The organism is Faecalicatena contorta (assembly GCF_003149105.1).
GTDB classification, from domain to species: domain Bacteria; phylum Bacillota; class Clostridia; order Lachnospirales; family Lachnospiraceae; genus Muricomes; species Muricomes contortus_C.
The window spans coordinates 1-24,645 of the sequence record NZ_QGDS01000005.1; the positions used below are offsets into that span (position 1 = coordinate 1).

General features: G+C 37.7%; 24 protein-coding genes and 1 pseudogene. 2 read left to right on the forward strand and 23 right to left on the reverse strand.

The annotated features are described in order from the left end of the window. Positions 1-190: pseudogene (locus A8805_RS09675) on the forward strand (IS256 family transposase); the annotation flags it as partial. Positions 191-361: 171 nt separating this feature from the next. On the opposite strand, the gene A8805_RS09680 reads toward A8805_RS09675, so the two are convergent. Genes A8805_RS09680 through A8805_RS09690 form a run of 3 tightly spaced genes read right to left on the reverse strand, consistent with a single transcriptional unit; the run spans position 362 to position 3,717 of the window. After that, complete coding sequence (locus tag A8805_RS09680) at positions 362-1,309, reverse strand: hypothetical protein (RefSeq protein ID WP_109710549.1); 948 nt, start codon at positions 1,307-1,309, stop codon at positions 362-364. Positions 1,310-1,322: 13 nt separating this feature from the next. Then, positions 1,323-3,401, reverse strand: a complete 2,079-nt coding sequence (locus A8805_RS09685; RefSeq protein ID WP_109710551.1) for an efflux RND transporter permease subunit — start codon at positions 3,399-3,401, stop codon at positions 1,323-1,325. Further along, positions 3,385-3,717 carry a hypothetical protein gene (locus tag A8805_RS09690; protein WP_109710554.1) on the reverse strand — a complete coding sequence of 111 codons (333 nt, stop codon included), beginning with the start codon at positions 3,715-3,717 and terminating at the stop codon, positions 3,385-3,387. The genes A8805_RS09685 and A8805_RS09690 overlap by 17 nt, the downstream gene beginning before the upstream one ends. Positions 3,718-3,902: 185 nt before the next feature. Here A8805_RS09690 and A8805_RS09695 point away from each other — a divergent pair, with 185 nt between their 5' ends. Beyond that, on the forward strand, positions 3,903-4,478 hold the full coding sequence (locus A8805_RS09695) for a TetR/AcrR family transcriptional regulator C-terminal domain-containing protein (protein WP_109710555.1): 576 nt from the start codon (positions 3,903-3,905) through the stop codon (positions 4,476-4,478). 810 nt (positions 4,479-5,288) lie between these two features. On the opposite strand, the gene A8805_RS09705 is transcribed toward A8805_RS09695, so the two are convergent. From A8805_RS09705 to A8805_RS09800, 20 genes are all read right to left on the reverse strand, one after another. Beyond that, on the reverse strand, positions 5,289-6,518 hold the full coding sequence (locus tag A8805_RS09705; protein ID WP_109710558.1) for a site-specific integrase: 1,230 nt from the start codon (positions 6,516-6,518) through the stop codon (positions 5,289-5,291). Between the two features lie 9 nt (positions 6,519-6,527). Then, the gene (locus tag A8805_RS09710) at positions 6,528-6,809 is read right to left on the reverse strand and encodes an excisionase (RefSeq protein WP_109710562.1); all 282 of its coding nucleotides are present in this window, start codon (positions 6,807-6,809) and stop codon (positions 6,528-6,530) included. Further along, on the reverse strand, positions 6,775-7,002 hold the full coding sequence (locus tag A8805_RS09715) for an excisionase (protein ID WP_109710564.1): 228 nt from the start codon (positions 7,000-7,002) through the stop codon (positions 6,775-6,777). Before A8805_RS09715 ends, A8805_RS09710 begins: the two co-directional genes overlap by 35 nt. Before the next feature lie 98 nt (positions 7,003-7,100). Then, entirely contained in the window at positions 7,101-7,307 is a 207-nt protein-coding gene (locus A8805_RS09720; RefSeq protein ID WP_109710567.1) for an excisionase, read from the reverse strand. After that, complete coding sequence (locus A8805_RS09725) at positions 7,294-7,860, reverse strand: type II toxin-antitoxin system PemK/MazF family toxin (RefSeq protein WP_109710569.1); 567 nt, start codon at positions 7,858-7,860, stop codon at positions 7,294-7,296. The genes A8805_RS09720 and A8805_RS09725 overlap by 14 nt, the downstream gene beginning before the upstream one ends. A 105-nt stretch (positions 7,861-7,965) precedes the next feature. Further along, complete coding sequence (locus A8805_RS09730) at positions 7,966-8,553, reverse strand: chromatin SPT2 (protein WP_109710571.1); 588 nt, start codon at positions 8,551-8,553, stop codon at positions 7,966-7,968. Between the two features lie 315 nt (positions 8,554-8,868). Further along, a complete protein-coding gene (locus A8805_RS09735) occupies positions 8,869-9,117 on the reverse strand; it encodes a hypothetical protein (RefSeq protein WP_109710573.1) in 249 nt (82 codons plus the stop codon). Beyond that, positions 9,114-9,839, reverse strand: coding sequence for an ImmA/IrrE family metallo-endopeptidase (locus tag A8805_RS09740; protein WP_055057003.1), 726 nt, complete (start codon positions 9,837-9,839; stop codon positions 9,114-9,116). The genes A8805_RS09735 and A8805_RS09740 overlap by 4 nt, the downstream gene beginning before the upstream one ends. A 130-nt stretch (positions 9,840-9,969) precedes the next feature. Further along, a complete protein-coding gene (lexA, locus tag A8805_RS09745; protein WP_109710575.1) occupies positions 9,970-10,569 on the reverse strand; it encodes a transcriptional repressor LexA in 600 nt (199 codons plus the stop codon). A 189-nt stretch (positions 10,570-10,758) separates the two neighbouring features. Beyond that, a complete protein-coding gene (locus tag A8805_RS09750) occupies positions 10,759-11,742 on the reverse strand; it encodes a helix-turn-helix transcriptional regulator (protein WP_109710577.1) in 984 nt (327 codons plus the stop codon). A gap of 18 nt (positions 11,743-11,760) precedes the next feature. Continuing rightward, entirely contained in the window at positions 11,761-12,195 is a 435-nt protein-coding gene (locus A8805_RS09755) for a hypothetical protein (RefSeq protein ID WP_109710579.1), read from the reverse strand. Between the two features lie 12 nt (positions 12,196-12,207). After that, positions 12,208-12,417 (reverse strand): hypothetical protein, encoded by a 210-nt coding sequence (locus tag A8805_RS09760; protein ID WP_109710582.1) that lies wholly within the window; start codon positions 12,415-12,417, stop codon positions 12,208-12,210. A 32-nt stretch (positions 12,418-12,449) separates the two neighbouring features. Beyond that, entirely contained in the window at positions 12,450-13,976 is a 1,527-nt protein-coding gene (locus A8805_RS09765) for a DNA methylase (protein WP_109711059.1), read from the reverse strand. Positions 13,977-14,031: 55 nt separating this feature from the next. Further along, on the reverse strand, positions 14,032-17,145 hold the full coding sequence (locus A8805_RS09770; protein WP_109710584.1) for a type III restriction-modification system endonuclease: 3,114 nt from the start codon (positions 17,143-17,145) through the stop codon (positions 14,032-14,034). Between the two features lie 16 nt (positions 17,146-17,161). Then, a complete protein-coding gene (locus tag A8805_RS09775) occupies positions 17,162-17,518 on the reverse strand; it encodes a hypothetical protein (RefSeq protein ID WP_109710586.1) in 357 nt (118 codons plus the stop codon). Next, the gene (locus A8805_RS09780) at positions 17,518-19,470 is read right to left on the reverse strand and encodes a site-specific DNA-methyltransferase (protein WP_109710588.1); all 1,953 of its coding nucleotides are present in this window, start codon (positions 19,468-19,470) and stop codon (positions 17,518-17,520) included. The genes A8805_RS09775 and A8805_RS09780 overlap by 1 nt, the downstream gene beginning before the upstream one ends. A 24-nt stretch (positions 19,471-19,494) precedes the next feature. Further along, the gene (locus A8805_RS09785) at positions 19,495-20,367 is read right to left on the reverse strand and encodes a toll/interleukin-1 receptor domain-containing protein (protein WP_109710590.1); all 873 of its coding nucleotides are present in this window, start codon (positions 20,365-20,367) and stop codon (positions 19,495-19,497) included. A gap of 2 nt (positions 20,368-20,369) precedes the next feature. Next, positions 20,370-20,981: a DUF4391 domain-containing protein gene (locus A8805_RS09790; protein WP_109710594.1), complete on the reverse strand. Its 612-nt coding sequence runs from the start codon at positions 20,979-20,981 to the stop codon at positions 20,370-20,372. Between the two features lie 12 nt (positions 20,982-20,993). Continuing rightward, positions 20,994-24,233 (reverse strand): helicase-related protein, encoded by a 3,240-nt coding sequence (locus tag A8805_RS09795; RefSeq protein ID WP_109710598.1) that lies wholly within the window; start codon positions 24,231-24,233, stop codon positions 20,994-20,996. A 43-nt stretch (positions 24,234-24,276) separates the two neighbouring features. Then, the gene (locus A8805_RS09800; protein ID WP_109710600.1) at positions 24,277-24,483 is read right to left on the reverse strand and encodes a helix-turn-helix domain-containing protein; all 207 of its coding nucleotides are present in this window, start codon (positions 24,481-24,483) and stop codon (positions 24,277-24,279) included. Positions 24,484-24,645: the final 162 nt, after the last annotated feature.

Consider the following 24,645-nt stretch of genomic DNA (forward strand, 5'->3'; position numbering starts at 1 on the left):
TTTCCGCAAGGTAACAAAACAGGGAGCATTTCCGAACGAGAACGCATTGCTAAAACTGCTGTATCTGCGAATAACAGAGCTATATAAGAAATGGGAAGGAGGTCATGTACATAGCTGGGCACTGGTGAGAAACCAGTTGGATGTAGATCCGAAAATCCAGCCAAGAATTCGAAAATATGAAAGAGTCTAAGAATCTAACAACCACCATCATATACGGATGGTCTGATTGTGGTACCCTAAAATGGGCCGCCCCCGTTGACGGGGAGAAAGCAAGGCTGAACTCATGAAAATACCGGTGCATGAACACCGGTATTATAAAAAATCAAAATTTACACATTTTACTTGACAAACCCATAAAAAATCAAAATTTACACATTTTACTTGACAAACCCGATTTTGAATTCAATGTATTCAATCCTGCTTGCATTGTTGTTATCCCCCTGCTTAAGGTAACGATTCCATCATCTAAAGTTCCAGCTCCCTTATATAATGAATTGGCTCCTTCATTAAGATTGTTTCCACCATCACTTAACTTATTTGCTCCATCTGACAGTTCAATTGCTCCGTCATTCAATTCTTTTGTGGCATCCATGATTTCAATTACTTTATCCATTAATTCTGCATCATCAATTTCCACATTCAAATTTAGCTTAATACCATTTATTGTAATAGCATCCATTTCAAAATCCGTAACATCCGCCGTAATATCTGCATCCAGCCCCTTTCCAGGAAGAACCGTATAGCTGATTTGCTTGTCTGCTCCAACATTTGCAAGTGTTGCTTGCTCTGCTAATATATTTTTGCACTGCGCTGTGTCCAAAGCTAGAGTAACCTGTAGAGCATAATAGTCGAAATAATCATTCCTGCATTTTGTATTTTCCATAATGCGAATATGAATTCCCAGTGCACCTGACTGACCTGCCACCTTTTCAGGTAAAACCTCTTTTCCATCTATTGTGTAAGTAACGGAAATACTCCATGGAATCTCTACATTTTCCATTGTTCCCTGATAATATACTTTATCCTGATTGGTACTAAAAGTAATCACATCACCGTTCTGGGTAATCGGGTTTGTTGATGTAAGCATTTTTACCGAACTATAATCTCCATAATCTGTAACATTCCCTTTTCCAAAAATATTAACTACATTGACATTGTTCACTTTTCCTTGAGCATCTGTCATAATATACACAACTTCCTCCTTCTGCCCTTCTGAAGCAGCAGAAGCAAAAACTGTTGTACCAGCCAATACATTTGTAACTGCAATTGAGAGAACTAACGCTTTTGCCATTAGCCTTCTTTTATTCATTATCTAATACCTCCTACTTTCTATGTGCTTTTCTAATATGTTCTTTTTGGGTTTTTCCGCTTCCCTGTTTTATAAAAAATCTGTCAAAGATATAAAGTAATCCTGGAAGTACAAATAATACAATTAGTAGGGAACATATAGTCCCTTTTCCAAGAAAATATCCTAACTGGGATAACAATCCATGGGTCGAAATAATTCCAAGCAGAAATCCGACTACAGTTAATACGCTGCCTGATGTAAGAATGGATACGGCCACTGTTGATATTGTATTTATAATTGCATCCTTCTTGTTCATTATTTCTCTATATTCCTTGTAGCGATCCGTTAAAAGAATTGCATAGTCAACAGTTGCCCCCAGCTGAATTGAACTAATAATCAGATATGCAATATAAAAGATTGTCGAATCAGCAAAGTATGGAATTGACAGATTAATCCAGATTGCAGTCTCTATACTTAGTACAAGAATCACTGGTAATATAATCGAATGAAGGGTCAAAAGCAGAACAAGAAATACTGCTCCAATTGCTACAAGGTTTACTTTCACCATATCTGATGTAATGGTGTCCATCAAGTCATATGTGGAAACGCCTTCCCCTGCCAGATACCATTCGCCTGAATAATATTCTTGAGCAGTGTTTCTTACTTTCTCCACTAAATCAAATGTCTTCTCGCCTTCATATTCTGCATCTACTGAAATAACCAATCTTGTGTAATAATCCGAGCTTAGTTTTGCATATGTTTCCTTATCTAAGTAGCTCTCAGGAATCTCCATTCCCACTGTATCAACATAAGAAATAATACTGTTCACTTGCGGAATATCGTGTAACTCATCGGAAAGTTTTTTCTGTGTTACTTTATCATCCTTTGGTACAAGCAACACATATGTGTCACTTTTCCCAAAAATATTCTGTATTTTTTCTGTATCTGCTCCCAGCTGTGTACTCGATCCAAATATTTTTGACGCTCCATAATGGAAGCTGTTTGAATTGGAAGCGAGATATGCTGGTACAAGAACTACTAAAAAAAGAATAACCATTGGCATCATTACCTTCTGAACTACCTTTCCAAACTTTTGGAAAGATGGTAGCAATGGTTTGTGTTCAAATTTATCAATCCATTTATAAGTAGATAAAATAAGAACTGGCATAAGCACAAATACTGTCATTAGGCTAATTGCAATTCCCTTTGCCAATGCCCTTCCTAAATCAGGTCCAATCATAAATCGCATCAGACATAATGCGAGAAATCCAATAACCGTTGTCAATCCACTAGATAAAATAGATGATGTCGACATTGTAAGCGCCTCCACCATAGCTTCCTTCGGATTCTCTTTCGTCTTTCTACATTCGGTAAAACGATGAAGCAGGAATACTGAATAATCTAGCGAAACTGCAAGCTGCAAGATATTCCCAGCCGCATTTGTTACAAATGATATTTCTCCAAACATCAGATTTGATCCAGCATTAATAATTACTGCTACTCCTAGCCCTACCATAATAATTACTGGTTCCATCCACGATGTTGTCGTTAGCAAAAGAACCAGCATCACAAATAATATGCCAAATACTGCAATTTTAGATACCTCTTTTATGGTACTCTGTGTAGCTGTGACGGTGGATACTATACTTCCGGTCATTGCATTTTCGTCACCAATCAGATCTCGCAAAGTATTCACTGCCTCAATTCCTTTTTCGCTATCAATCGTAACTGAAAATAGAGCATTTCCTTGCTTGTAATACGTTTCAACTGTATCAAGCTCCATTGTTTCCAATGGTTTCTCAATCGCCCCCCCATCATCCAGCCATGTAACATCTGTTACGCCATCAATTGCTTCAATCTTTGCTTTATAGACCAAAGCCTCTGGGATTGATATATTCCCCACCATAACTCTGGCATTTGGGATTCCACTTCCAAACTCTTCATTCATAAAATCTAAAGCTACCGTAGATGCACTATCTTTCGGCAGATAATCATTCATATCATAATTAACTGAAATCATCTGCTTACACAATGTACCGATAATAAAAAAGATTGCAAATCCAGTTATGATTATTTTGGGATGGTTCACAATCCACTTATAAATTTGCTTCATTCGTTTCTCTTCCTTTCTGACTAAGATTGCACAGGTAACCCGTTAATTTATAACTCTCCCTATTATTGTCTAGCTGCATTTGAATCTTTCCATCCTGAATTTTTCCAAATCCCTCATATGGAATGCGTCTCACAGATGATGTAAGAAATCCCTCAATTTGAATAGTTCCATCACTCAAAATATTCCCTTCAAATTTCTCTACATTTCCAAGTAATTCCATTTCTCCAGTAATTCTTCTGTTTACTATTTGAAACGTCATTCTTCCTTCTCTAATTCCAAGCGGTACTTCTAATTGAATTGCATACATGTTTTCCATATACTTTCACCTCATTTCTGTACAAATTGATTGTAAAAAACATATATACTAGTTTCCACGGTCAAATACACACTAGTTGTGTAAATACGGACAAATTGAACATATTTGATGGTCAAATGCAGAAATAAATATGTTGATATTTTGATGGTCAGTTGTATAATAAACTAAGAAAGGAGCTAATTCTTATGACCCATAAAGAAACATCTTTACGCACAAAAAAAGCCTTGTGCGCCTCTTTGAAAGAATTAATGAGACATAAGGCTTTTTCTAAAATAACCGTCAGCGAATTAATTCGTGACTGCGATATAAACCGAAAAACATTTTATTATCATTTTGAAGATATTTTTGGATTACTTAAATGGATGCTGGAGCAGGAAGCAATTGACGTTGTAAAACAGTTTGATCTTCTTATAGATTTCCAGGATGCTTTTGTATTCGTAATCGATTATGTAGAAGCGAATTCTTATTTTCTCAATTGCATCTATAACTCTGTTGGTCGTGATGAATTGAAGCGATTCTTTTATCAGGATTTTATCGGTCTTGTCGAAACAATCATCAGTAAAAACGAAAAAAAGGTGGGAACTACCATTTCTGATGGTTTCCGGTTCTTTCTATGCGATCTATATACCGAAGGTATTGCGGGCATGATCATTAATTTATTTCAGCATCCAGATAAATATACAAAAGAAGACTTAATTGATTACTTCACTATTGTTATGCATAATTCCATTCCTGCTGTAATTATTTCTCAGAAACAATAAAACAAGATCAAAAATATTACCTATTTTGCAACAGTTTTTTTGTGCCCAAATTTAAGAAAGGAGTATATGCATGGCGAGCAGAATACGCATCAATCGTAATGAGTTTTACCTTAGTAATGAGGAACAATATATTCTCAATAAAAAATTTGAACTGTCTGGCATGAAAAGCAAATCTGCATTCCTACACACGCTTATTTTGTATGGTTATATCTATGTAACCTAACGCTGTGTTCTCACTCATATTCATTTCCTCCAGTCTTTTATTTGTTGACCATAACAAAAAGGACATTTCTCTAAAATTTTCTTTTAGAAAAATGTCCTTAATAATACGAAATATGAATTTGAACTGACACGATTTTAATTTAAAATCGTTTATTTTAACCCTTTAAGACGGGTTAATTTGTCCTACTCCTGTCGTACCATATAACTTTACAGCTCGCAAACCATTGATTTTACTGTAATTATTTATCTAATGATTTCATCGTCGGGACCCTTTTTGTGGTTCTTTCATACTCGACCAAGCTGGTGTTAATACTATTAAATTCTCCATATTCCAATTATCCCCCATACTTCATATTTTTGCTCTACTTTGAGTCACTTTGCGGGCAAATGATGTAAAATATGATGTAAATGATGTAGGGCGATAGTAGTATATGCAAGAGCATAGTTATATACAAGAAATTATAACTTCTCTTATTTACAATGTCAATCCACATCAAAGTAGCGCAATCTTATCTTTTCTTTCTTCAAGACAAGAAAAAAGAACATACAACAATCTGTATGTTCTCTTTCCGTATGTGAAGTCCAATATTATACTATGAAGTAGCTATCCAATCCTTTGAACTCTGCCGTTTTCATTTCCTTTGTAACATCAGCATAGATGTTCAGTGTAGTTGAAATATCTGAATGTCCGAGTGCGTCTTGAATGACCTTTATATTTACTCCAGCTTCACACATTCTTGTTGTAAATGTATGTCTAAGCGAGTGACAGCTAAAATGAGGAAGTAATACATCAGGTTCATCACTGTGCAAAAACTGCTCATCATTGCAATCACGGATAATTCTTCGGATTGCTTTGTTGAGTGTGGCTTGGTGCTGTGCCTGACCAAAACGATTGATGAAAATAAAATCTGTATATCCATCAATTGTGACCTCGCAATGAAGTCCTAAATCTTCCTGTTTCTGTTTCTCCTGTTCAAATGCTTCTTTCACAAAACCGAGCATTGGAACCTGCCTCATACTCGCCGGAGTCTTAGTTGTATTTACATTGAAATAACAGCCGCTTTTACTTCCCTCAGTTCTGTGGTCATAATATACAAGAGTATGATTAACATCAATCATTCCACTTTCCATATCAATATCACACCATCTCAATCCGGTCACTTCTCCCACACGAAGTCCAGTTCCTATCATTACTGCAAAGACCGGATACCAGTGTTCATATACAGGGTGGGTTTTCAAGAAATTCAGAAATAGCTCCTGCTCCGGTTTCGTCAACGCTCTACGCTTTTCCGACTGAAAACAATGTGCTTTTTTCAATTCTCTCAACACATTATCTGACGGGTTATTTCTGATAAAGTCATCATCGACAGCAATCTGTAAAATCTGATGAAGAACCGTATGTATATTATCAATCGTTGAAGGCTTCAAATTTCTTTCATCAACAAGGTAATTGTAGTATTTCTTAATATCCGATTTCTTCAGCGTTGATATTCTTTTACTTCCAATCACTGGTCGCACAAAGGTATTGTACATATATTTGTAATTTTCAAAGGTATTATTCTTCAGCCCTCTTTTCATATTTGCCCAAAGGTCAAATAATTCATCAATGGTTGTGTATCGTGCTTCGGTCTTAATACCATCACATTTATCTTTCTGAATACGCTTCTCTTTTTCTCTCAGGTCATCTAAAGTTCTTGCGTAAACAAATCTTCTTTTCATCTGGCTGTCCTGCCAGCTAAATTGATAAGTACCGTCTTTTCTCTGAACCTCTCCGGTTTTCAGAACGACTCTTGCTTTATCTTTTCTTTTTGTTGCCATTGTATCCTCCTAAATCTTAAACTGCTTATCTATATATTTGTCCAGTCGTTCCCTCACAATATGGATTTTATTGCCTATCCATATTGCAAAGGGACAACCTGCCTGATTAGACAACTCACGCAACTTCGTTCTTCCTATACCGGAATATGCTGCGGCTTCCTCGATTGTCAGCCACTTTTTTTCCCATATCGGTTCTTCAGCATTGCTTATGAGTTTTTCCTGATATGTTCTTACTTCGGCAAGTAAGCGTTCATCATCATTCAAGGAAAGTAAGTTTTTCAATGTATTCATCAAAAATCCTCCTCTTAATCATTCGACGATTTCCTATATGAAGAACAAATGGGCATTCTTCTTGGCTTGTTAGTTTTCTCAGTCTTTCTCTGCCTATGCCAGAATATTCAACTGCTTCATCAATCGTCAAATTAGACTTATGCCATATCGGCACATCATATTTTTTTCGGATAATCTTTTCTCTATCTGCCATTACGGAAGCACCTCCTTGTTTTTTCTGCCCTTATGATAATTAAAAAATGGCGATGAGCCTATTATGCGAACCGACCCATCGCACACTTTACAAATCAGCTATATCGAATACGCATTATCAAGATATTCGTCCAGTTTTCTTCTCTTAATCAGTCTTTTACTTCCATTCCAAAGAACAAAAGGGCAAAACTCCGAGTCGGACATTTCTCTTAATTTTCTTGAACCAATACCACAATAAGCTGCGGCTTCTTCTACTGTAAGATTGGACTTCTTCCAGATAGGAATAATGATTTTATTTTCTGCCATTGCTCCCCCTCTTTTCTTTCTTTGACGAATATCTGTCGGTAACAACATAATCCCAACCATCTCCATCACACTTATCACATCTGTCTTTTCGCTTTGCAAATGGGTCGAGTCGCCTTACAATATAGTCTGGATTGTGAATGTAATCATTCAGGCACTTCGGGCATAGGCAGCGAATATTTTCTTTCCCCTCCGGCTTGTAAACCCAAAGTCCAAAAGTCTTTTTCAAAGTTGCATTTATCTGTCTGAAAAGTTTATCGTCATCTACCGTCCCTATGTATTCACGCAAATCTTCTCTATTGACTGTCCGTATCTGTTCCAAAAGAACCATTGACGGTTTCTTCAGTCCAAACTCCTCGCCAAGAATAATGTGCGATGGCAAATATCTTTTCTTGATTACACTTGTAACCGCTGCAACAATAATCGTCGGAGCATTCTGGTTATAATCGTCTGCCTGAACGACAAGTACCGGACGCTCTCCACTTTGTACTGAACCACTGTTATCTCCAAAGTCATAGTAGAATAAATCCCCACGACAAATCGTTTTTTCTTTCATATACATAACCTCACAAGAATCTAATTTTTAAAGTGTCATTCGTATCCGGAATGAAATAACCCCTTCACTCATTTGGACAAAGGGTGCTGAAATGCACACCCAAAATCAGAGCTTTTCATAAAATTTGATAAAGTTTTTCTTTGCCGCAGCAATGGACTTATCCACGGAGCTGTAATATACTCCCTCCTGCTTTGCAATCGCTCTGGAACTCATACCGCAACACACATTCTTCATAAGACGTTCCCTTTGAAGTGGCTGCAACATTGAAAGTGCTATTCTTGCTTTCCTGATTTCACACTGACGCAATTCTTCTCTTTCCAGTTCAAGTCTTTCTTCCTCTGCTCTTTCAAACGGGTCGTCAAACATAATGGCAAGCTCTTTATGAAACTGTGAGGACATTTCATCGTCATATCCATAGCAGTCAAGTGTGCGACTGCTTCTCTTTGCATACTTGTCCTCATTTCGGTTTGCATCGTCAATTACCTCTCCCTGTGCAATGGAAAGATGAACAAACGGAGAATATCTTTCTATAACAAGGGGATACCTCTCCCAAAGCTCTTTTACAGATAATTCCGTAATAATCGCCCATTTCTCATCTCCGGTATAACCGTTATATTCGTATTTAAGGTTTATCAGTTTACAATCCTTTGCAAATAATTCTTCTTGTTCTGCTAATGTAAGTTTGTTTGTCATTTTCGTAATCTCCTTTGAATTTTCTAAAATTGCTTTTTTATATAGAAAATTCGGAGATTACGGGTACTCAGCTATCTGGCACTGCCATGCGTTATAAAACATAAAAGTCCTTTCCCAAGTAAGGGAAAAGACCTAATACTGCACGAAGCATAATCGAATAAAACAGCAACAAAAAAAGCACCGTCGAATCTGGACAGCAAAGAATACTTCTATTCTTCACTTATCCGGCTTCGTACGGTGCTTGGTAGTTTAGCAAATAAATTGCTTATCTCCGCTTACTCGATTAGAAATCGTTTCGATATTTACTTGTAATCCTCATCGCCTGCAATCCCTGCCATATCCATTCCTACGGATTCTGCGGAAGTAAGCGAGATTTAAGATGTGGACATTCTTACACTTCTGACACTTCACACTCAAATGTCCGGTTGCGTCTGAAAAAACTCTTTGTATCCTGAACCCGCAAGTCGGGCAGAGAATATCACGCTCTTTCAGACTTTCTGCTTCTACTCTTGACAGAAGCAATCTCTTTTGTATTTCAGGTGCTACCTGAGTCTGTAACCTCATTGTGAAACACCTCCCAGATTTAGCTCATTGGAAATGTACTCAAGGATATTGTGATACTCAAATAGTCCCATATCTCTCAATCTGATAACCAAGGCTGTATAAGATACTCCGATATAAGCTGCCATTCTACGGATAACTGCTTTTTCCTTTGAAGTAATGGTATTATCGCCATAAACTTTTATCGGGTTTGACTGATTATATTTCGCCAAGGCATTTTCGATAATTCTTCTCGGCATAAGAAGCGAAGCTCCCATTGTATCTGCCTGCCACTCAACAGACGCAAACATCTGAGCCAGTTCCTCTTTGGAATAACTACGCTCACTGTCATACTCTGCATGAAAGCGTCCTTCGCTCGGCATTGCATACATCTTACTCAAGATATGATGTGACGCTTCGTGTGCCATTGTAAACCTGCGACGTCCCTGCTCCTTTTCGGCAAGAAGAAATTTATCAAGTACGATAGTATCTTTCGGGAAAACAAAGGGAATAATTTTTCCGTCCTGATGTACCAGCAGTGGTGTTGCTCCATCTGCCAGAAAGCCAATCCTGCCTGCATCATCTTCTGCGAAAGAAGCGTATTCAATTCGTAACATAAGAAATTCTGTAATGAAATGTTCTATGTCGATGGATTGAATCACTCGATTGCTAAACTTATTAGCATAAGCTGTTATCAAGCCTTCGCTGATTTCTTCCAACTCGGCTCTTGACATATAAATACTCAAGTTGTGTCCACCTCCGACTCCACCTTGTCCGGCGGTGCAACTCCTCCGGCAAAGTTCTGTTGTATTTCCGCACTATCCAAATTGATTAGATAGCGAATTCCTTCAAGTGTTCTCATTCGTCTGTCCTCTGTTATAGTTCTTTGATGATGTGACAAGCCACACCCTGAATGCAGCACTCATCTACAATGATGTCTTTCATCTTCTTATTTTCCGGGTGGAGAATGATTTTCTTATTCTCATCATCTCGGAAGTAGCGTTTCAATGTATTCTGATTATCCACAAGCGCAACTACTATATCGCCCTCATTGGCTTCTACCTGCTTTTTGACAACCACAAGGTCGCCGTCATCTATCCCTGCTTCAATCATAGACTGACCGCTTGCTCTTAATATGAAGAAATCTCCTTTGCCGAAAATAGCAGTAGGAAGTGATACATATTCTTCAATATTTTCTTCCTCATACTGAGGACTGCCACAAGGAATAGAACCTACAATCGGTGTCTGTGTCTGTTCGCCACTGTACTTACGGGTCACATTTGTACGAATCTCCTGCCCGTCGTACTCAATCATATTCTTTTCAGCCATCTCTACCAAGTATTTATATGCTGTACCTCTGGCAATGCCAACAGATTCAGCAATCTTCGTAGTCGATGGGGAGTGTCTGTTTTGCAGGTAATAATCCTCAATATACTTTTTTATCTCACTCATAAGTTCAGGACTCTTGCTTCTCATACCTGCACCTCGCTTTCTTTCCTATCGGAAGCAGTTTGCTTTCGATAGTTTTATTATACCTAATACGAAAAATTTTTCAAGTAAGTTTTTCGCAAAAGAAAAGAGGTGTCGCAATTTGCTAACACCTCTCCATTCTTTAATATTGACTTTACGCTTCATGCAGACCGTCTGCACAAATTCAAATCTGCACTATTCGCTTTCCTGCATATCCTCATCAGCTTTTGCAATCATCTGTCTGTACTGTTCCTTCACACTTTCCGGTGCAAGTATCTGTACCTTGCCATTAAAGCCAAACACCCAACCGAAAAAGGTAGGACTGGCTGATACTTCGGTCTGTACTCTGAAAGACGTCATATCATACGCAAGGGTTGTCACATTTTCTCCGAAGCGGTCAACCATTGTTTTCATCAGGCTGTTATCACACCGTAAATCCACCAAAACTTTCTCGCCTGAGAACATAAAGAATACTTCCTTTGTGTAATTCTCAATATCAAAATCATCAGGCATAGGAATAATGTCCTTATCCAATATCTCCGGCTTTGAAGCAATACGGTCTACCCTGAAATTGATAACTTTGCTTTTCTTCTCTGAATATCCGAGAACATAATAATAGTCCCCACACCAGAGAAGTTTATACGGACTGAGCTTATACACTTCGCCCTTGTTCTTCAGAACCTTTTTCTTTAATCCGGTATAATCGTAATACTGGAAAGAAATCTGTTTACTTGCGTTGATGGCGTCATTTATAGCGTCGATGATGTAATATATCTGTTCATTATCCGGCTTAATTCGATTGACCACATAGTTATTACGCTTCAGCTTTGCCACCTGCCCCGGACTGGTCATCGTATGTATCTTCTCAATCAGAGTTTCGCTTTTCTTCTTCGTAATGAACTTCGACGACTCCACTGCGTCTATCAGCAGTTTTAGTTCCGGCAATTCAAACTTACGACTAGCTACAAAGTATTTGCTCTGAGTAGAATGGATAGTAACAATGTCCATTCCAAACTCCTGAAGTGCAGCAATATCTTTTGTAACCGTCGTTCTATGTGCAGATATTCCGTATTCATCATTCAATATATTGATTAACTGTGTTGTGGAAAGAGGATTTTCTTCATCGGTTCTTTCCAGTAAAATCTTTTGTAGGTATAAAATCCTTGGCTTTGTTTCCATTGTTGTCCTTCCCAACTACTAATACATATCTCCAAACATTTCTCCATCTATATCACTTATCTGCTCAATCGGAATGACTGTCTTATCTTCCATAATAACTGTATGTTCATATTCATCAAACTTCTTTACGTAACCGGCGCAGTTAATGTATGCTCCCCCAGCTTTTTTATTATCCGGTACGAAATAAGTGATTCTAACCCTTTGTAGTGTACCGATGGTTTCAGCAATCAGATTTAACTTTTCATTCAATTCTGCTATGACTTCATCACTCAGCATCAATTTTTCATCCGTCTGTCTTGCAGTTTCCTTAATAGCTGCTTCGTGTCCAGTAAGTGCCGCAAAAGGCGAAAACTGTGCTGCTCTGTCATAAAGGGACATACGAGGGTGTTTCTTTGAAGTTGGATTTGGCAAATTGATAATATCATCATATCTGTGATTGTCTTGATTCTCCATAATCGCCCTCCATTACAGTGGCATAGGGGTCTGTGCGAGCATAAAAATGCAAATGGCAGATAGAATAGCCGCTACGAATGCAATATATATTACAGCTTTCACTCCGTAATGCTTCTTCATTCTTTTGTAAATCAAAGCTGCACACCACTCACATATGGCAACGATAAGAATAAATATCCCTATTGACTTCCATAGCCACGAAAGTTCATATATCCATCTCATATTTTGTTTCCTTAATCCTATACTTTGTTTTTCTATGCCTTGTGTCCACCTATCTGTTCATTACGGTCTTTGGCTGTCGCTCCCTCCTGAAGATTCATTCCTTTCAAGATGGCATTCTTTCCAAACTTCTTTTTTATCGTAAGCATTGTCTGCTGCATACGCTTTTCACGCTCTAAAGCCGCTTCTTCTTTGACTTGCTCCTGCTCTTTTGCCTTATAATCCGTAAAAAGGTCAAGCTGTTCATACTTCTCTTCTTTCTTTGCTGAGTTCTCGTCTACAAGTCTGTTCGCTGTAATGTTAATTCTTCTGATAAGCAGATTTTCATCCACGATTCTGTCATACAGTTCCATCACAGCATCGGTTATCAGCATTGTTGATGATGTCTGCCTTTTCAGGTTTGTTGTTCCGTGAGCGTGTTTAGGAACTCTTCTTCCATATCTGTCAATTGTGACATCTCCCTTGTATTTTCTGTTTCGGTCTGGGTCTGTCAGATTTTCTATATCATACCCTATCGTCAATACAATCTGGTCAGTAACAAGTCCCTTGTCTACTAAATCGAGTACCATAAGGTCAGTCATTTCTTTTACAACTAATTTTGCTTTATCAAAATCATACGGGCAGTGAAGTACCTGCCCAGAACTTACGCTGTTGGTTTCCGGCTTATATGATTTGACATTCTCCATAGTGCAAGGCTCATATCCCCAAGCATGGTCAATTAGCAATTCCGCATTGATTCCAAACAACTTATAGAGCAGTTCTTCGTTATGCAGTTCATTCGGCTTACCAATGGAACATCTTGCAATATCTCCCATAGTAAAAAGCCCATGTTCTTCCAGTTTCTTTGCATAACCTTTACCTACTCTCCAGAAATCTGTAAGTGGTCTATGATTCCATAGCTGTCTGCGGTAAGACATTTCATCCAATTCGGCAATTCGCACACCGTCCTTGTCCGGCTCAATATGCTTTGCCACAATATCCATCGCAATCTTACACAAGTACATATTCGTGCCGATTCCGGCTGTTGCTGTGATTCCAGTCGTTTTCAAAACATCCTGTATCATCGTCATGGCAAGTTCCCTTGCGGTCATCTGATAGGTATTCAGATAATTTGTTGCATCTATAAATACTTCATCAATCGAGTAAGGGAAAATATCTTCCGGAGCAATGTATTTCAAGTAAACACTGTAAATCTTGGTACTGTACTCCAGATAGTATGCCATACGAGGTGATGCAACGATATAACCAATCTCTAATGCTGGATTCGCATTTAATTCTGTACTGTCATCAGATGAACCCGCAAATGTATGATTTGGTGCTTTCCACCTTCGTGTATTATTAACTTCTTTTACCTTTTGCACGACCTCAAACAAGCGTGGTCTGCCGGGTATCCCATAACTTTTTAATGACGGAGATACCGCAAGGCAGATTGTTTTCTCTGTCCTGCTCTTATCTGCAACCACAAGATTTGTTGTCAATGGGTCACGATTTCGTTCTTTACACTCCACAGAAGCATAGAATGATTTAAGGTCGATTGCGATATAGGTCTTTTGCTTTGTCATCATTCTATGCCCCCTTCTAAAATTCTTTTGAGTAAATTATGCTATCGTTGCCTTTTTAAATAGAGTTCATAATATTCAACAAACTCTGATAACTATCAACATCGTGGTAAACCACTTTGCTATTCGACATTTCATTAAACAGCTTTTTAGCACAAGAAATCTTCGCCTGCTCTATCGGTCTGAGTTCAAGACTCTCCATTGTACCTTTCGTTTCAGCTACAAAGAAGATATGTTTAACTTTTCCCTCATAGAAAGCGATTGCCCAGTCCGGAGAATAGTTACCCACCGGAGTAGGAATTTGGAATGTTCTCGGCAGTTTTGCGTATACGCATACTTCATCTGCTGCGTCCAAATCCTCTGCAAATTTTCTTTCTATGCTCTTATCAGCAGAACCATCAGTAAACACATAGTCCTGAATTGCTTTCTTTGCAAGGAATGCTTTATCAAAACTCTGCGTGTTCTTTTCGGCAGTAAAGATAGTGCTGTCATATTCGCCCTCAATAGTATCATATGAAATATGCTCCACAATCATTGTTGCCTTTTGCTCATTGATAAGCCTGATAACCTTTGTGATAAATTCCTCCGGATTATTCTTGAACATATAAAGCTTGTCTGCCCTAATACCTTGCAAGATGGCTGATACCGTCCTGCGGGTAAGCGTAGTACCTTCTGCTACTTTGCCGATAAGGTCATATTTAATCTGACTTGTTTCAGCGTGTTTAAGTGTCTGTGTTCTTGTCTTTTCGCCTGTAAATGACGCTCCACGCTCAACCTCGTACTCATTCATTTCGTCCTTTTGACGTCCTATGGTTGTTGTATATTGAAGTTCTGATACAAAGAGTTTTTCATCAATATGAGCAATGGATTTCCTTATAAGCTCCTCACTGTCAAAGTCAACTGTATAAGCATATTTATGGTTAATCTCACGCCACAATGCCTGAAATTCTTTCTTGGCAAAGTTCTCATTAAGCGGATTATCCTTAACCTTTGTTTCGTGACCGTCACTGAACATATCTTTAAGCACACTGTCATCATAAACAGCCTGAATAAGAGTATGGATACCGTCTGCCATCGGTTTGAGTGCTTCCGGCAGTTCGGCAACCGTACCGTTCTTAACTTCTTCACGGTACTTGTCAGTAACCTTTCTGTCCATATCAACATAGCCATTCTGAATAAGATAAAATTCTATGTTGTTTGCGGTGCTGTCATCAATAAGCGTCGGTACATCATCCACCTTAACATACTTTCCTTTGAAGTATTCGCTTGTAGCAACTGTCGGTCTATCATAAAGCACAGTCTTAATATCGGACTGCAAATCGCCGACAAATGTCTTGTAACTTTCGCTTGCAACAACTGTTAAAGAGTTAATGTCATGTACATTTTCTCCAAGTGTCTGCAAATCCATTCGATTACCGCTTTGATTTACACAAAGTCGAAGTCCACGACCTACCTCCTGACGCTTTGCAGTATTGCTGTCGGAATGTTTAAGCGTACAAATTTGAAATACATTCGGGTTATCCCAACCTTCACGAAGTGCTGAGTGTGAAAAGATAAATCTCGTCGGTTCATCAAAGGATAATAAGCGTTCCTTGTTCTTCAATATCAAATCGTATGCTGAAATATCATCGGAGAATTCACTTCCACGCTTTAATTTACTGTCGATAGCGTGTCCTTTTTTATCAATACTGAAATATCCCTTATGCACTTCGCTTACTTCACTGCAAGTAGATTTCAAGTATCTCTGATACGGTGTATCAAGCAAGGTTACATAGTCGTTCAACACATTGATGTATTCCTGCTCAAACATCTGACCGTATTCGCCAAGCACTTCATCGCCATTCTCATCATACTGACGATACTTTGCAACCTCATCAATAAAGAATAAAGACAGGCACTTGATACCCATATTAAAGAGTTTTTCTTCTTTCTCAAAGTGGGACAAGATTGTTTCTCTAATCTGAATACGACGCATATCGTTTTCGGACACATCGCCAACCACATCTCCGGCTTTGATAACCTCTCCGTTTGTAAAGGTTACAGTACCTCTTAACGGGTCAATCTCTGATATGGTGTAACCCTTGTACTGCTCCATTTCCTGAGAAACATAATATAAATCATCTCCGACACCGAGAATACGGGGTTCACGGTTAATGGATTTGTTATATCCAATCTCTAACTCAATCTTTGCCATTGGTGGCTTTTTGCTTGAAAGCACAATCTGTTCAAGGTAAAGATAACTGTCAGTACCTCTAAAATTCTTAACCTCAAATCCTTTAACTTCAATCTTCTTAACCAGTTTCTTATTAAAAGCGTCAAGTGCGTCAAGAACATAGACAAGATTGTGCTGTTTCTTATGAGTTGCAGAATAGTTCAACGTGAATAACGGATTAAAGTTTTTAAGTGCTTTCTGCGTTACATCTCCACCCATCTTCTGCGGCTCATCCAAAATGATAATTGGTCTGTTTGCCTTGATAACATCAATCGGGCGACGAGAAGCGAACTCATCACGCTTTGAATAAATGATACGGGACTCCTTGCTTCGTCCGCCTTCCTTTAGGGAAGCTGCAAATGCCTGTGTATTGATTATCATTACATTGATACCTGAACCGCTTGAAAAGTTGTCAAGCTGATTCAGATTGGAACTGTTGTAGATAAAGAAGCGAGCCTTTTTACCATAATGCTCCATAAAATGGTCGGCGGTAATTTCAAAGGATTTCCTTACACCCTCACGAATAGCAATACTCGGCACAACTACAATAAATTTGCTCCAACCATATTTCTTGTTCAGCTCAAACATTGTCTTGATATATACATAGGTTTTACCTGTACCGGTCTCCATTTCAATATCAAGACTACATCTGCCTAAATCCTTTATCAGAGAAGCCGATGTCTTTATGTTATTCTGCTTTTGAATTGTTTGAATGTTTTGGAGAAGCTGCTCATCAGTCAATTCAACCAATTCATTTTTATATCCGGTATCGTTTGCCGGGTCGTATAGTTCCATTTCTTCGTCAGAGAAGCCAAAAACCATCTGTCCGCTATCAGATTTCATTTTTCCGAGGTCACGAATAAATTTAGTCTTATCGTGAAATCCCTGACCTGCAAAAACTTTGATAACTGCGTCAACAGCGTCGGTTTGATATTGTTGTATCTTAAAATTAAATTTCAATTATGATGCACCTCCCTTATAGAACAGCGATAAGAATACTGGCAACAAGAGAAGCCAATGCAATACCAGCAGAAACAAGTGCAATAACCAACATCTTTGTATTATACTTTTTTGCTTTTTCCGCTTCCTGTTTGCTTTCTTCCAGTTCTTTCTCTTTCAATAGATACAAATCGTTAAGTTTTGAGTAGTTATCATTAAGCCCCTCTACCACTTTCTGATTTCCTTCAAGTATCGGCTTGATTTCCTCAGCAAGAACCTCATTTAACGGTGTAATGTTATCAAGCATTTCTTGATTTCGCCTATTCATTTCTTCAATAAACGATGTATCTATTCTTGGGGTTAAATCGGGTAATGTAAAACCGCTAAAATCCATTACAGCACCTTCCTTACTGTGTCAGGACTGTATGCAGCAAAAATCTGCTCAAAATTAGTTGCGACACTATCGTTTGCCATTGAGCTGTCACGCATAACAAAATAGTATGGTTTCTGTTTTGCAATCTCTGTAATCGCTTCTTCAGTTACGTTGTCATCAAAGCAAGCAATCAAGTAATTCTCTTCAACATTGAACACTCTCTTTCCAGCAATAGTAGTTTCCTCAATTTTGCTCGAAAGAAGTACACCTAAATCAAGCATAACTTGGAACAGTAAATCTTCTGGTGTTCTGTCCTCTTTGATATTATCCTCAAGTCTTGTAAACAGTGATGGTTCATACTCCGCAGGATTATAATACACATCTTTCATATTGGAGCTGTCGCACTTCAATACACGGAATCCCACATCGAGTTTCGATGATACAAATCCAGCCTCTTCCTTGATTTTTACACCTACACGACGAATACGCTCTTTTCCGATTTCGCAAATGTTCTTATATCCCGCCTTATGTGCTTCAGATTTTTCGTCTGGTATTTCTGGTAACTGTATTATCACAAACTTCCTGCCACCTCCATCTTCGGCATTAAGTTGCATTATTGCTTGTGCAATTGTTGCTGAACCTGAAAAGAAATCCATGATAATTGAATCATCATTAGCACCGATAGAAATAGCTTTCTTCAAAAACCCAACTGGCTTCGGAAAATCAAAGATTTTTTTACTATCAAATATGTCTCTTACATCTCTTGTAGCTTTTTTATTGCCCTCAACATCAGTCCATAAATTTCCGGGAGCTTTTTTTCTATTTTCTAAATAAAATTTTTGGTATACTTGCCATTTCGTTTCCCCATTTTTATTCACCTGTTTCCACGCAAGCATATTATTATCTGCCAATTTTTTTGCTGTATCAGGAGAACAAATCCACCTACTTTCATATCCTGTTGGACCGATTGGATACACTTCTGTTCCATCTGGTGCAATAATCGGAAAATACATAGTAGGTCTATCTTCTCTTCTATCTTCGCCTCCTGTACGACGCAATGGTCTAATTAGATAACGCCCCTGTTCGTCCACTTGGTCATATATTTTGGAGTCTTCTTCACTCATTTCCAATCCGTTTATAGTTGCTTCAGTAGCATTTTTTGCATAAATCAACATATAATCCAGCTCATTAACAAGTCCATCAAATCCACCACCCGTTGGGGTTCCAGTAGCTCGAGTAACACAAGTTAAAAAATTACTCTCGCCTAATACTTCATTGCACATTTTTTTGAGATTCTCAACTTCATTTTCGTCGATAGAAATAAAAATCAAGCCATCTTCTGACAAAAGTGTTTTTGCAAGTTTTAGGCGTGGATAAATCATATTTAACCAGTCAGTATGAAAACGTCCATTGCTCTCCATATTTTGAAACAACACATTTCCCTCTTCATCGATTTGACCGCTATTATTAACATAATCGTCTATTGACTGAGTAAAAGTGTCTGAATAAACAAAATCATGTCCCGTATTATACGGAGGGTCTATATATATCATTTTAATTTTCCCGAGATATGTTTCCTGCAAGAGTTTTAATACTTCAAGATTATCTCCCTCAATATAAAGGTTTTCTGTATTATCAAAATCCACACTACCACTACTGCAATATGGGTTTCCCCCACTGTCTGCTCCAGTCGGGATTGTTTCATTATCTCGAACAGGACGCAATGTTTTGTTTATCGGTGCATTGGCAAGAAGAACCGACTTCTTCTTGTCAGGCCAAGTAAACTGATAGCGTTCCTCATTTCCATCAACAACCTTGCAAGAAATTTCCTGCATAAGTACGTCCTTATCAATAGCACGAACCGCTTCGCCGTTTTCATCAATTGTTTCTGTGACGGCATTAGGGAACATTGCCGCTAACTTCTTAAAATTCTCATCAGCCTTATTAACAGTCTGCATCTTGAGTTTGTCCATTTTCTTTTTCCTCCGATTTATGGTTTATGATATAGTTTTTTCTGTAGCTTCAGGCATAAATAATTCTTTCAATTGAACTGCTATTTCTTCTGCTGTCATTGAAGCAGTCGTCATTGCCTTACGGTCTGCAATAATTGGGCTGTATTCTACAACCTGCTTCTTGGTCAAATTGTGCCATATCGGAAGAATTACTTTCCCATTGATACTCTCAACCTGAAACAAACCATTCAGTTCAGCCTTCGTCCAATATTTGTGTTCTGCAATATAATTGGGAGATAAAACGACAACACCATATCTGGATTTAGCCAATCCTTTGTCAATTTTTTCTCTCATGGAGTCGCCCCATTTAAGCTTATTTGTATCATACCAGACTTTAAGTCCCTGCTTTTTCAATTCATCGACAAATTCATCGACAAAATCTTCTTTATCTTCCCATGCATGAGAAACAAATACATCATATGCCTCTTCTCTTTCACCATTATTCTGTTGAGGAAGTACAACAGAATTTGCTAATTGCTGTTGAAGTTCATCTATACGATTTTCATAAGATGCCTGCAAACGCTGACTTGCCCTGTCCTGTTTCTTCTGTTCATTCTGCTGTTCTTTTTGAAGTTTCAAGTACGCATCTGAACGTTTCTTTCTCTTCTCAGCTATCTTCTTGCCAAGGTCTGCACTATCCTTACTCTTTTTTGCTATATCTGATTCACAAGAAGCAATCTGTCTTCTCTTACTATTGAGAGAGCTTTGTGATGTATTCTTATTAATAGATTTTTGTGTCGAAACAATTTTATTCTGTAAAGACGCTATATCTTTATCTTTTGCAGCTTTCTTTTTTTCAAGGTCTGCAATTTCTTTATCTAACCCATTTACAGCCCTCTGATACTGGTCAACTGACATCCTTATCCCTCCAATAATTTAAGCTTCTCTTTAAGTCTCTTTTCTGCTTGCACTAATTCAAACTTCTTTTTAGGCTGCTTCTCTGCCCTTGCCTGCTTTTCAAGTTTTGCAATCTCTTTTTCGAGCTTCTGCTTTTTTTCATTTATCTCTATCTGTTCATCAAGCGAATTCCCTTTTTCTATATTCACTCCGCCGACAGCAATAACGATATTCTCCCAGACAGTATCGAGATTTAACCCTTTAAGTTCAACCTTTTGTTCTTCTGTCGGCATCCACGCTGTCTGCATTACCTTTGTATGGTAAATAGCAAGTCTACTTTCATCCTCATATTCAAGAACAAATAAAATATTTTGCGGTATCAACTTAGAAAGCGTCGCTATCGTTTTTTCGTCATATTCTTTCTTTTTAAGAGAAACGAGCAAAACAAAAAAGCTTTTTACGTCCTCTCCGGAAGGAATATTGACCTTATTGGGAGCAATCTCATTTACTATCGTGATTCTTGAAATATCAGCATCAATTTTTTCTTTTGCTACTGTATTCATTTGAAATTTCGTATAAATTGCTTTTTTCGGAAGCTGCTTACTCATTTCCGTTGTTTTTGGCAATCCGAGCATTTCGTCCTCCTCTTATTTCACAACTAAAAAACATATTAGTTCAAAGTCATTCAATCCTTTTATCTCACTACTCAGGAAACTAATCTGACCGCCACCTAAGAAGCTGTCTATATCACTCTCATCTTTCACTTCGATAATGGAAGCAATAGCATCTCCAAGCAAGTTAGAATACTGCGACATATTTCTTCCATCACGTGTTTCTTTATTGAATTGTTTACAAAGTTCTGCGTCCGCTTCTGTTTTTCCTTTACAAAGATAACGCATTTTATCAAGCATTTCCTTTGGAGACAAATGGTCGCAAATAACTTCTCCATCATTACTGATATACACCATATAGAATGGGTGAAGTCTGTTCTGATTATCAATATTCACGCTATTAGAGCGATTTTTCAGTACATAGATTACCCCTGCCGGAGTATCATCAGTTGACCTAGCCACTGCATGAAGTCCAAACGGAGATTTATCTATATCCGGATGATGCTTAATGTAGTCAAGCAAATCAAGTCGGAATTCATTAAGTCCTAAATCCATTATTGATATTCCAGTTGTCATATCCTCAATATCTACAACTTCATCCTGCAATCGTCTAAGCTGTGCTTTTCTATATTCAAGGTCTGTCTTTTCTTCATCACTCAGAAGATTGTCGTCGCCCGTTGCCGTCATATCTACAATCTTCATACGGGTTTCAACTTTTGCTTTTAGATTGATGTACTCGTCAAGAGTTACATCAGGCCAAAAGTTTACAAGCTGAATAACTTTATTTTTACTTCCGATACGGTCAATACGTCCGAAACGCTGGATAATACGAACCGGATTCCAATGTATATCATAATTTATCAGATAGTCGCAATCCTGCAAGTTCTGACCTTCTGAAATACAGTCGGTAGCAATAAGGAAATCAATTTCTGTATTATCATTCGGCATTAACAGTTTTTTGTCCTTTGAGATTGGCGAAAAGCAAGTCAATACCGTATTCAGGTCATTTTTTAATTTTGGACAAGTTGTGCGTCCCTCAACTGAACCGGATACCATAGCTGTATTCAATCCATATTTTTCTTTCACATAAGTACTTACATTGTCGTAAAGGTATCTTGCTGTATCAGCAAAAGCTGTAAATACAATGACCTTTTTGTTTCCCTCGTTTATTGGATGACTTAACTTATTGTCAATTATCTTCATCAATTCTTGCAGTTTCAAATCATGTTCCGGCGTTATATCCCCGACCATAAGAGTAAGAAGCTCCAGTGTATCTTGGTCTTTTTTCAGGCTATCTCGCCATGATACATAATCCATATCCGCAAGACTGATTTTTACCTTTTTCCCAAAAGAGAATAAGTCATCTGTATTCTGGTCTTCATCGTCAAACTCATTTATATCTGAAATATCGGTAAGCTCAAGACTTGTATCAGAATATTTATCAAATTCCTCGATTGTCTTAATGGTGCTTTCAATCAACTCCTTAATTCGAGTAAGCGTTAAATTGAAAGAATAAACAGAGCTTTCCATACGCTTCATTAAATTGATTGCAGTAAGTCTACGGATACCCTGTTCACGATTTGCCTGCGTAAATCCGACATTTACTTTATTGTCCTCATATATTTGAGCATACTTTTCCATCTTACTCGGAAGAATAAAATGTGTCGGTGTATATATAGTTAACGTCAGCAGCATAAGTTGTTCAAATATCTGATTATATGTAATTGCTGATTTAAGGTCAGTCAAATGCGGTCTTAGTGATATAGGTTTTAACCTTGTCGGAAATGTACCTATATCAGACGTATCATAATACTTCTGAATATGCTTTCTTGAACGGGCAATCGTAACGCTGTCCAACACTTCAAAAAAATCAAAATCAAGCATTTTAAGCAAGTTCTCTGTCGTTCTATCGCAAGGCTCCCATTTACTCCAAGTATTAAATGCTCTTTGTGCATTTTTAAATATATCGTCAATGGAACGTGTTGTATTTAATTTATCATCTATGTACTCCGTATGACCTTCATACGCAAGTGCCAGCTGGTTTTTCAAATCATTAAAACGGTTATTTACTGGTGTAGCTGAAAGCATAAGCACTTTTGTTTTTACGCCTGCACGAATAACTTTTTTTAGGAGTTTTACATATCTATTTTCTTTATCATTTTCATCTGGATTTTCGACTATTTTTCCTCCGTTACGGAAATTATGTGATTCATCAATAACGACAAGGTCATAGTTACCCCAATTTAATCTGTCGAGGTCAAGACCGTTGGATTTTCCGTGTATTCTGTTAAGGTCGGTATGATAAAGCACATCGTATCTCAAACGGTCAGAAGCAATCGGATTATTGACATAATTATCTTTATATGTATTCCAGTTATTCGTCAGCTTTTTAGGGCAAAGTACAAGTACAGATTTATTTCTGTTTTCATAATATTTAATAACAGCAAGTGCCGTAAATGTTTTACCAAGACCTACACTGTCTGCAAGAATACATCCGTTGTATTTTTCAAGTTTATTGATGATAGCAAGAGCTGCGTCTTTTTGGAAGTTATACAACATACTCCAAATTTTGCTATCTTTAAATCCCGTTGCTTCATTAGGCAACACATCTTCTGAAACATCTTCCAGAAATTCATTAAAAATATTGTACAATGTCACAAAATAGATAAAGTCCGGAGAATTCTCATTATATGCTGCTGTAATGCTGTCAATTACCTCATCGGTAACTTCTTGCAATACCTTATTATCGTTCCAAATCTCATTAAAATCTGCAAGTAAGGTCTTTGCCAAGGAATTGTCCTTAACAATGGTTGTACTGATTACATTACCCTTTTCGCAGCCTAGTTCAATTGTTGTAAAATTGTTAATCGGAGTATAGCCTACATCATCTACAACAATGCTACCCTGAATTGTCTTATCACTTATATTAGATTTGAAGCTGACCTTCTTTTTAATCCATTCTGCACATTCCTTTGCTATTGCTTTCTGCGTAAGTTCATTCCTAAGTTTTATTTCAAATTCCGTACCATACAAACTACGCTCACGATTCAGTCGTGGAATATAAAATTCTCGTTTTTCCTTTTTTGCCTTTTCTGTTATAAAAGTCGGAGAGGTAAATATAAATCGTAATTCATCTATGTCTAATAATTGTTTTTTTAATTCCTGAAAAGCATAAATAGAGAAGCATGCCGCCGCAATTGACAGCTTGCTTCCCTCCTTGATTTCAACTGATAAATCATCTCTTAATGTTTTTGTTGTATTATTTATCAATTCCATTGTAAATTCTCCCGCCTCTTGTACTTATGACCCTATCGAGCTTCTACTCATCTAAAATAACTTCGCATATATCTCCGATGTCGCAGTGAAACACCTGACATATCCTCATCAGTACTTCAAGAGATACCGGCTCATTCTTATTTATCTTCGTTGCAGCATATGATGTAATTTGAGCTGCACGCATTAAATCCTGTCTTTTCATCTGATTATCAATCATAAGTTTTTGAAGTTTGTTATAGCATATCTTCATCAGTAACACCTCTTCATCTTATAATTCTTCTTCGTTACAGTTAGTCATTTAACATTATATATTAAATTTTCAAGCATTTCAAGATTTCGGACAGAAATGTAACCTTTCAGGCACTAAGGTGTCACTTTTTACAAACACCTAATACGACTCTTTTAAAGAATA

Excerpts from the sequence above, each read along its gene's own strand:
- A8805_RS09680 (WP_109710549.1), bottom strand. The coding sequence starts at position 1,309 with ATGAATAAAAGAAGGCTAATGGCAAAAGCGTTAGTTCTCTCAATTGCA.
- A8805_RS09685 (WP_109710551.1), bottom strand. The coding sequence starts at position 3,401 with ATGAAGCAAATTTATAAGTGGATTGTGAACCATCCCAAAATAATCATA.
- A8805_RS09690 (WP_109710554.1), bottom strand. The coding sequence starts at position 3,717 with ATGGAAAACATGTATGCAATTCAATTAGAAGTACCGCTTGGAATTAGA.
- A8805_RS09695 (WP_109710555.1), top strand. The coding sequence starts at position 3,903 with ATGACCCATAAAGAAACATCTTTACGCACAAAAAAAGCCTTGTGCGCC.
- A8805_RS09705 (WP_109710558.1), bottom strand. The coding sequence starts at position 6,518 with ATGGCAACAAAAAGAAAAGATAAAGCAAGAGTCGTTCTGAAAACCGGA.
- A8805_RS09710 (WP_109710562.1), bottom strand. The coding sequence starts at position 6,809 with ATGAATACATTGAAAAACTTACTTTCCTTGAATGATGATGAACGCTTA.
- A8805_RS09715 (WP_109710564.1), bottom strand. The coding sequence starts at position 7,002 with ATGGCAGATAGAGAAAAGATTATCCGAAAAAAATATGATGTGCCGATA.
- A8805_RS09720 (WP_109710567.1), bottom strand. The coding sequence starts at position 7,307 with ATGGCAGAAAATAAAATCATTATTCCTATCTGGAAGAAGTCCAATCTT.
- A8805_RS09725 (WP_109710569.1), bottom strand. The coding sequence starts at position 7,860 with ATGAAAGAAAAAACGATTTGTCGTGGGGATTTATTCTACTATGACTTT.
- A8805_RS09730 (WP_109710571.1), bottom strand. The coding sequence starts at position 8,553 with ATGACAAACAAACTTACATTAGCAGAACAAGAAGAATTATTTGCAAAG.
- A8805_RS09735 (WP_109710573.1), bottom strand. The coding sequence starts at position 9,117 with ATGAGGTTACAGACTCAGGTAGCACCTGAAATACAAAAGAGATTGCTT.
- lexA (WP_109710575.1), bottom strand. The coding sequence starts at position 10,569 with ATGAGAAGCAAGAGTCCTGAACTTATGAGTGAGATAAAAAAGTATATT.
- A8805_RS09750 (WP_109710577.1), bottom strand. The coding sequence starts at position 11,742 with ATGGAAACAAAGCCAAGGATTTTATACCTACAAAAGATTTTACTGGAA.
- A8805_RS09755 (WP_109710579.1), bottom strand. The coding sequence starts at position 12,195 with ATGGAGAATCAAGACAATCACAGATATGATGATATTATCAATTTGCCA.
- A8805_RS09760 (WP_109710582.1), bottom strand. The coding sequence starts at position 12,417 with ATGAGATGGATATATGAACTTTCGTGGCTATGGAAGTCAATAGGGATA.
- A8805_RS09765 (WP_109711059.1), bottom strand. The coding sequence starts at position 13,976 with ATGACAAAGCAAAAGACCTATATCGCAATCGACCTTAAATCATTCTAT.
- A8805_RS09775 (WP_109710586.1), bottom strand. The coding sequence starts at position 17,518 with ATGGATTTTAGCGGTTTTACATTACCCGATTTAACCCCAAGAATAGAT.
- A8805_RS09780 (WP_109710588.1), bottom strand. The coding sequence starts at position 19,470 with ATGGACAAACTCAAGATGCAGACTGTTAATAAGGCTGATGAGAATTTT.
- A8805_RS09785 (WP_109710590.1), bottom strand. The coding sequence starts at position 20,367 with ATGTCAGTTGACCAGTATCAGAGGGCTGTAAATGGGTTAGATAAAGAA.
- A8805_RS09790 (WP_109710594.1), bottom strand. The coding sequence starts at position 20,981 with ATGCTCGGATTGCCAAAAACAACGGAAATGAGTAAGCAGCTTCCGAAA.
- A8805_RS09795 (WP_109710598.1), bottom strand. The coding sequence starts at position 24,233 with ATGGAATTGATAAATAATACAACAAAAACATTAAGAGATGATTTATCA.
- A8805_RS09800 (WP_109710600.1), bottom strand. The coding sequence starts at position 24,483 with ATGAAGATATGCTATAACAAACTTCAAAAACTTATGATTGATAATCAG.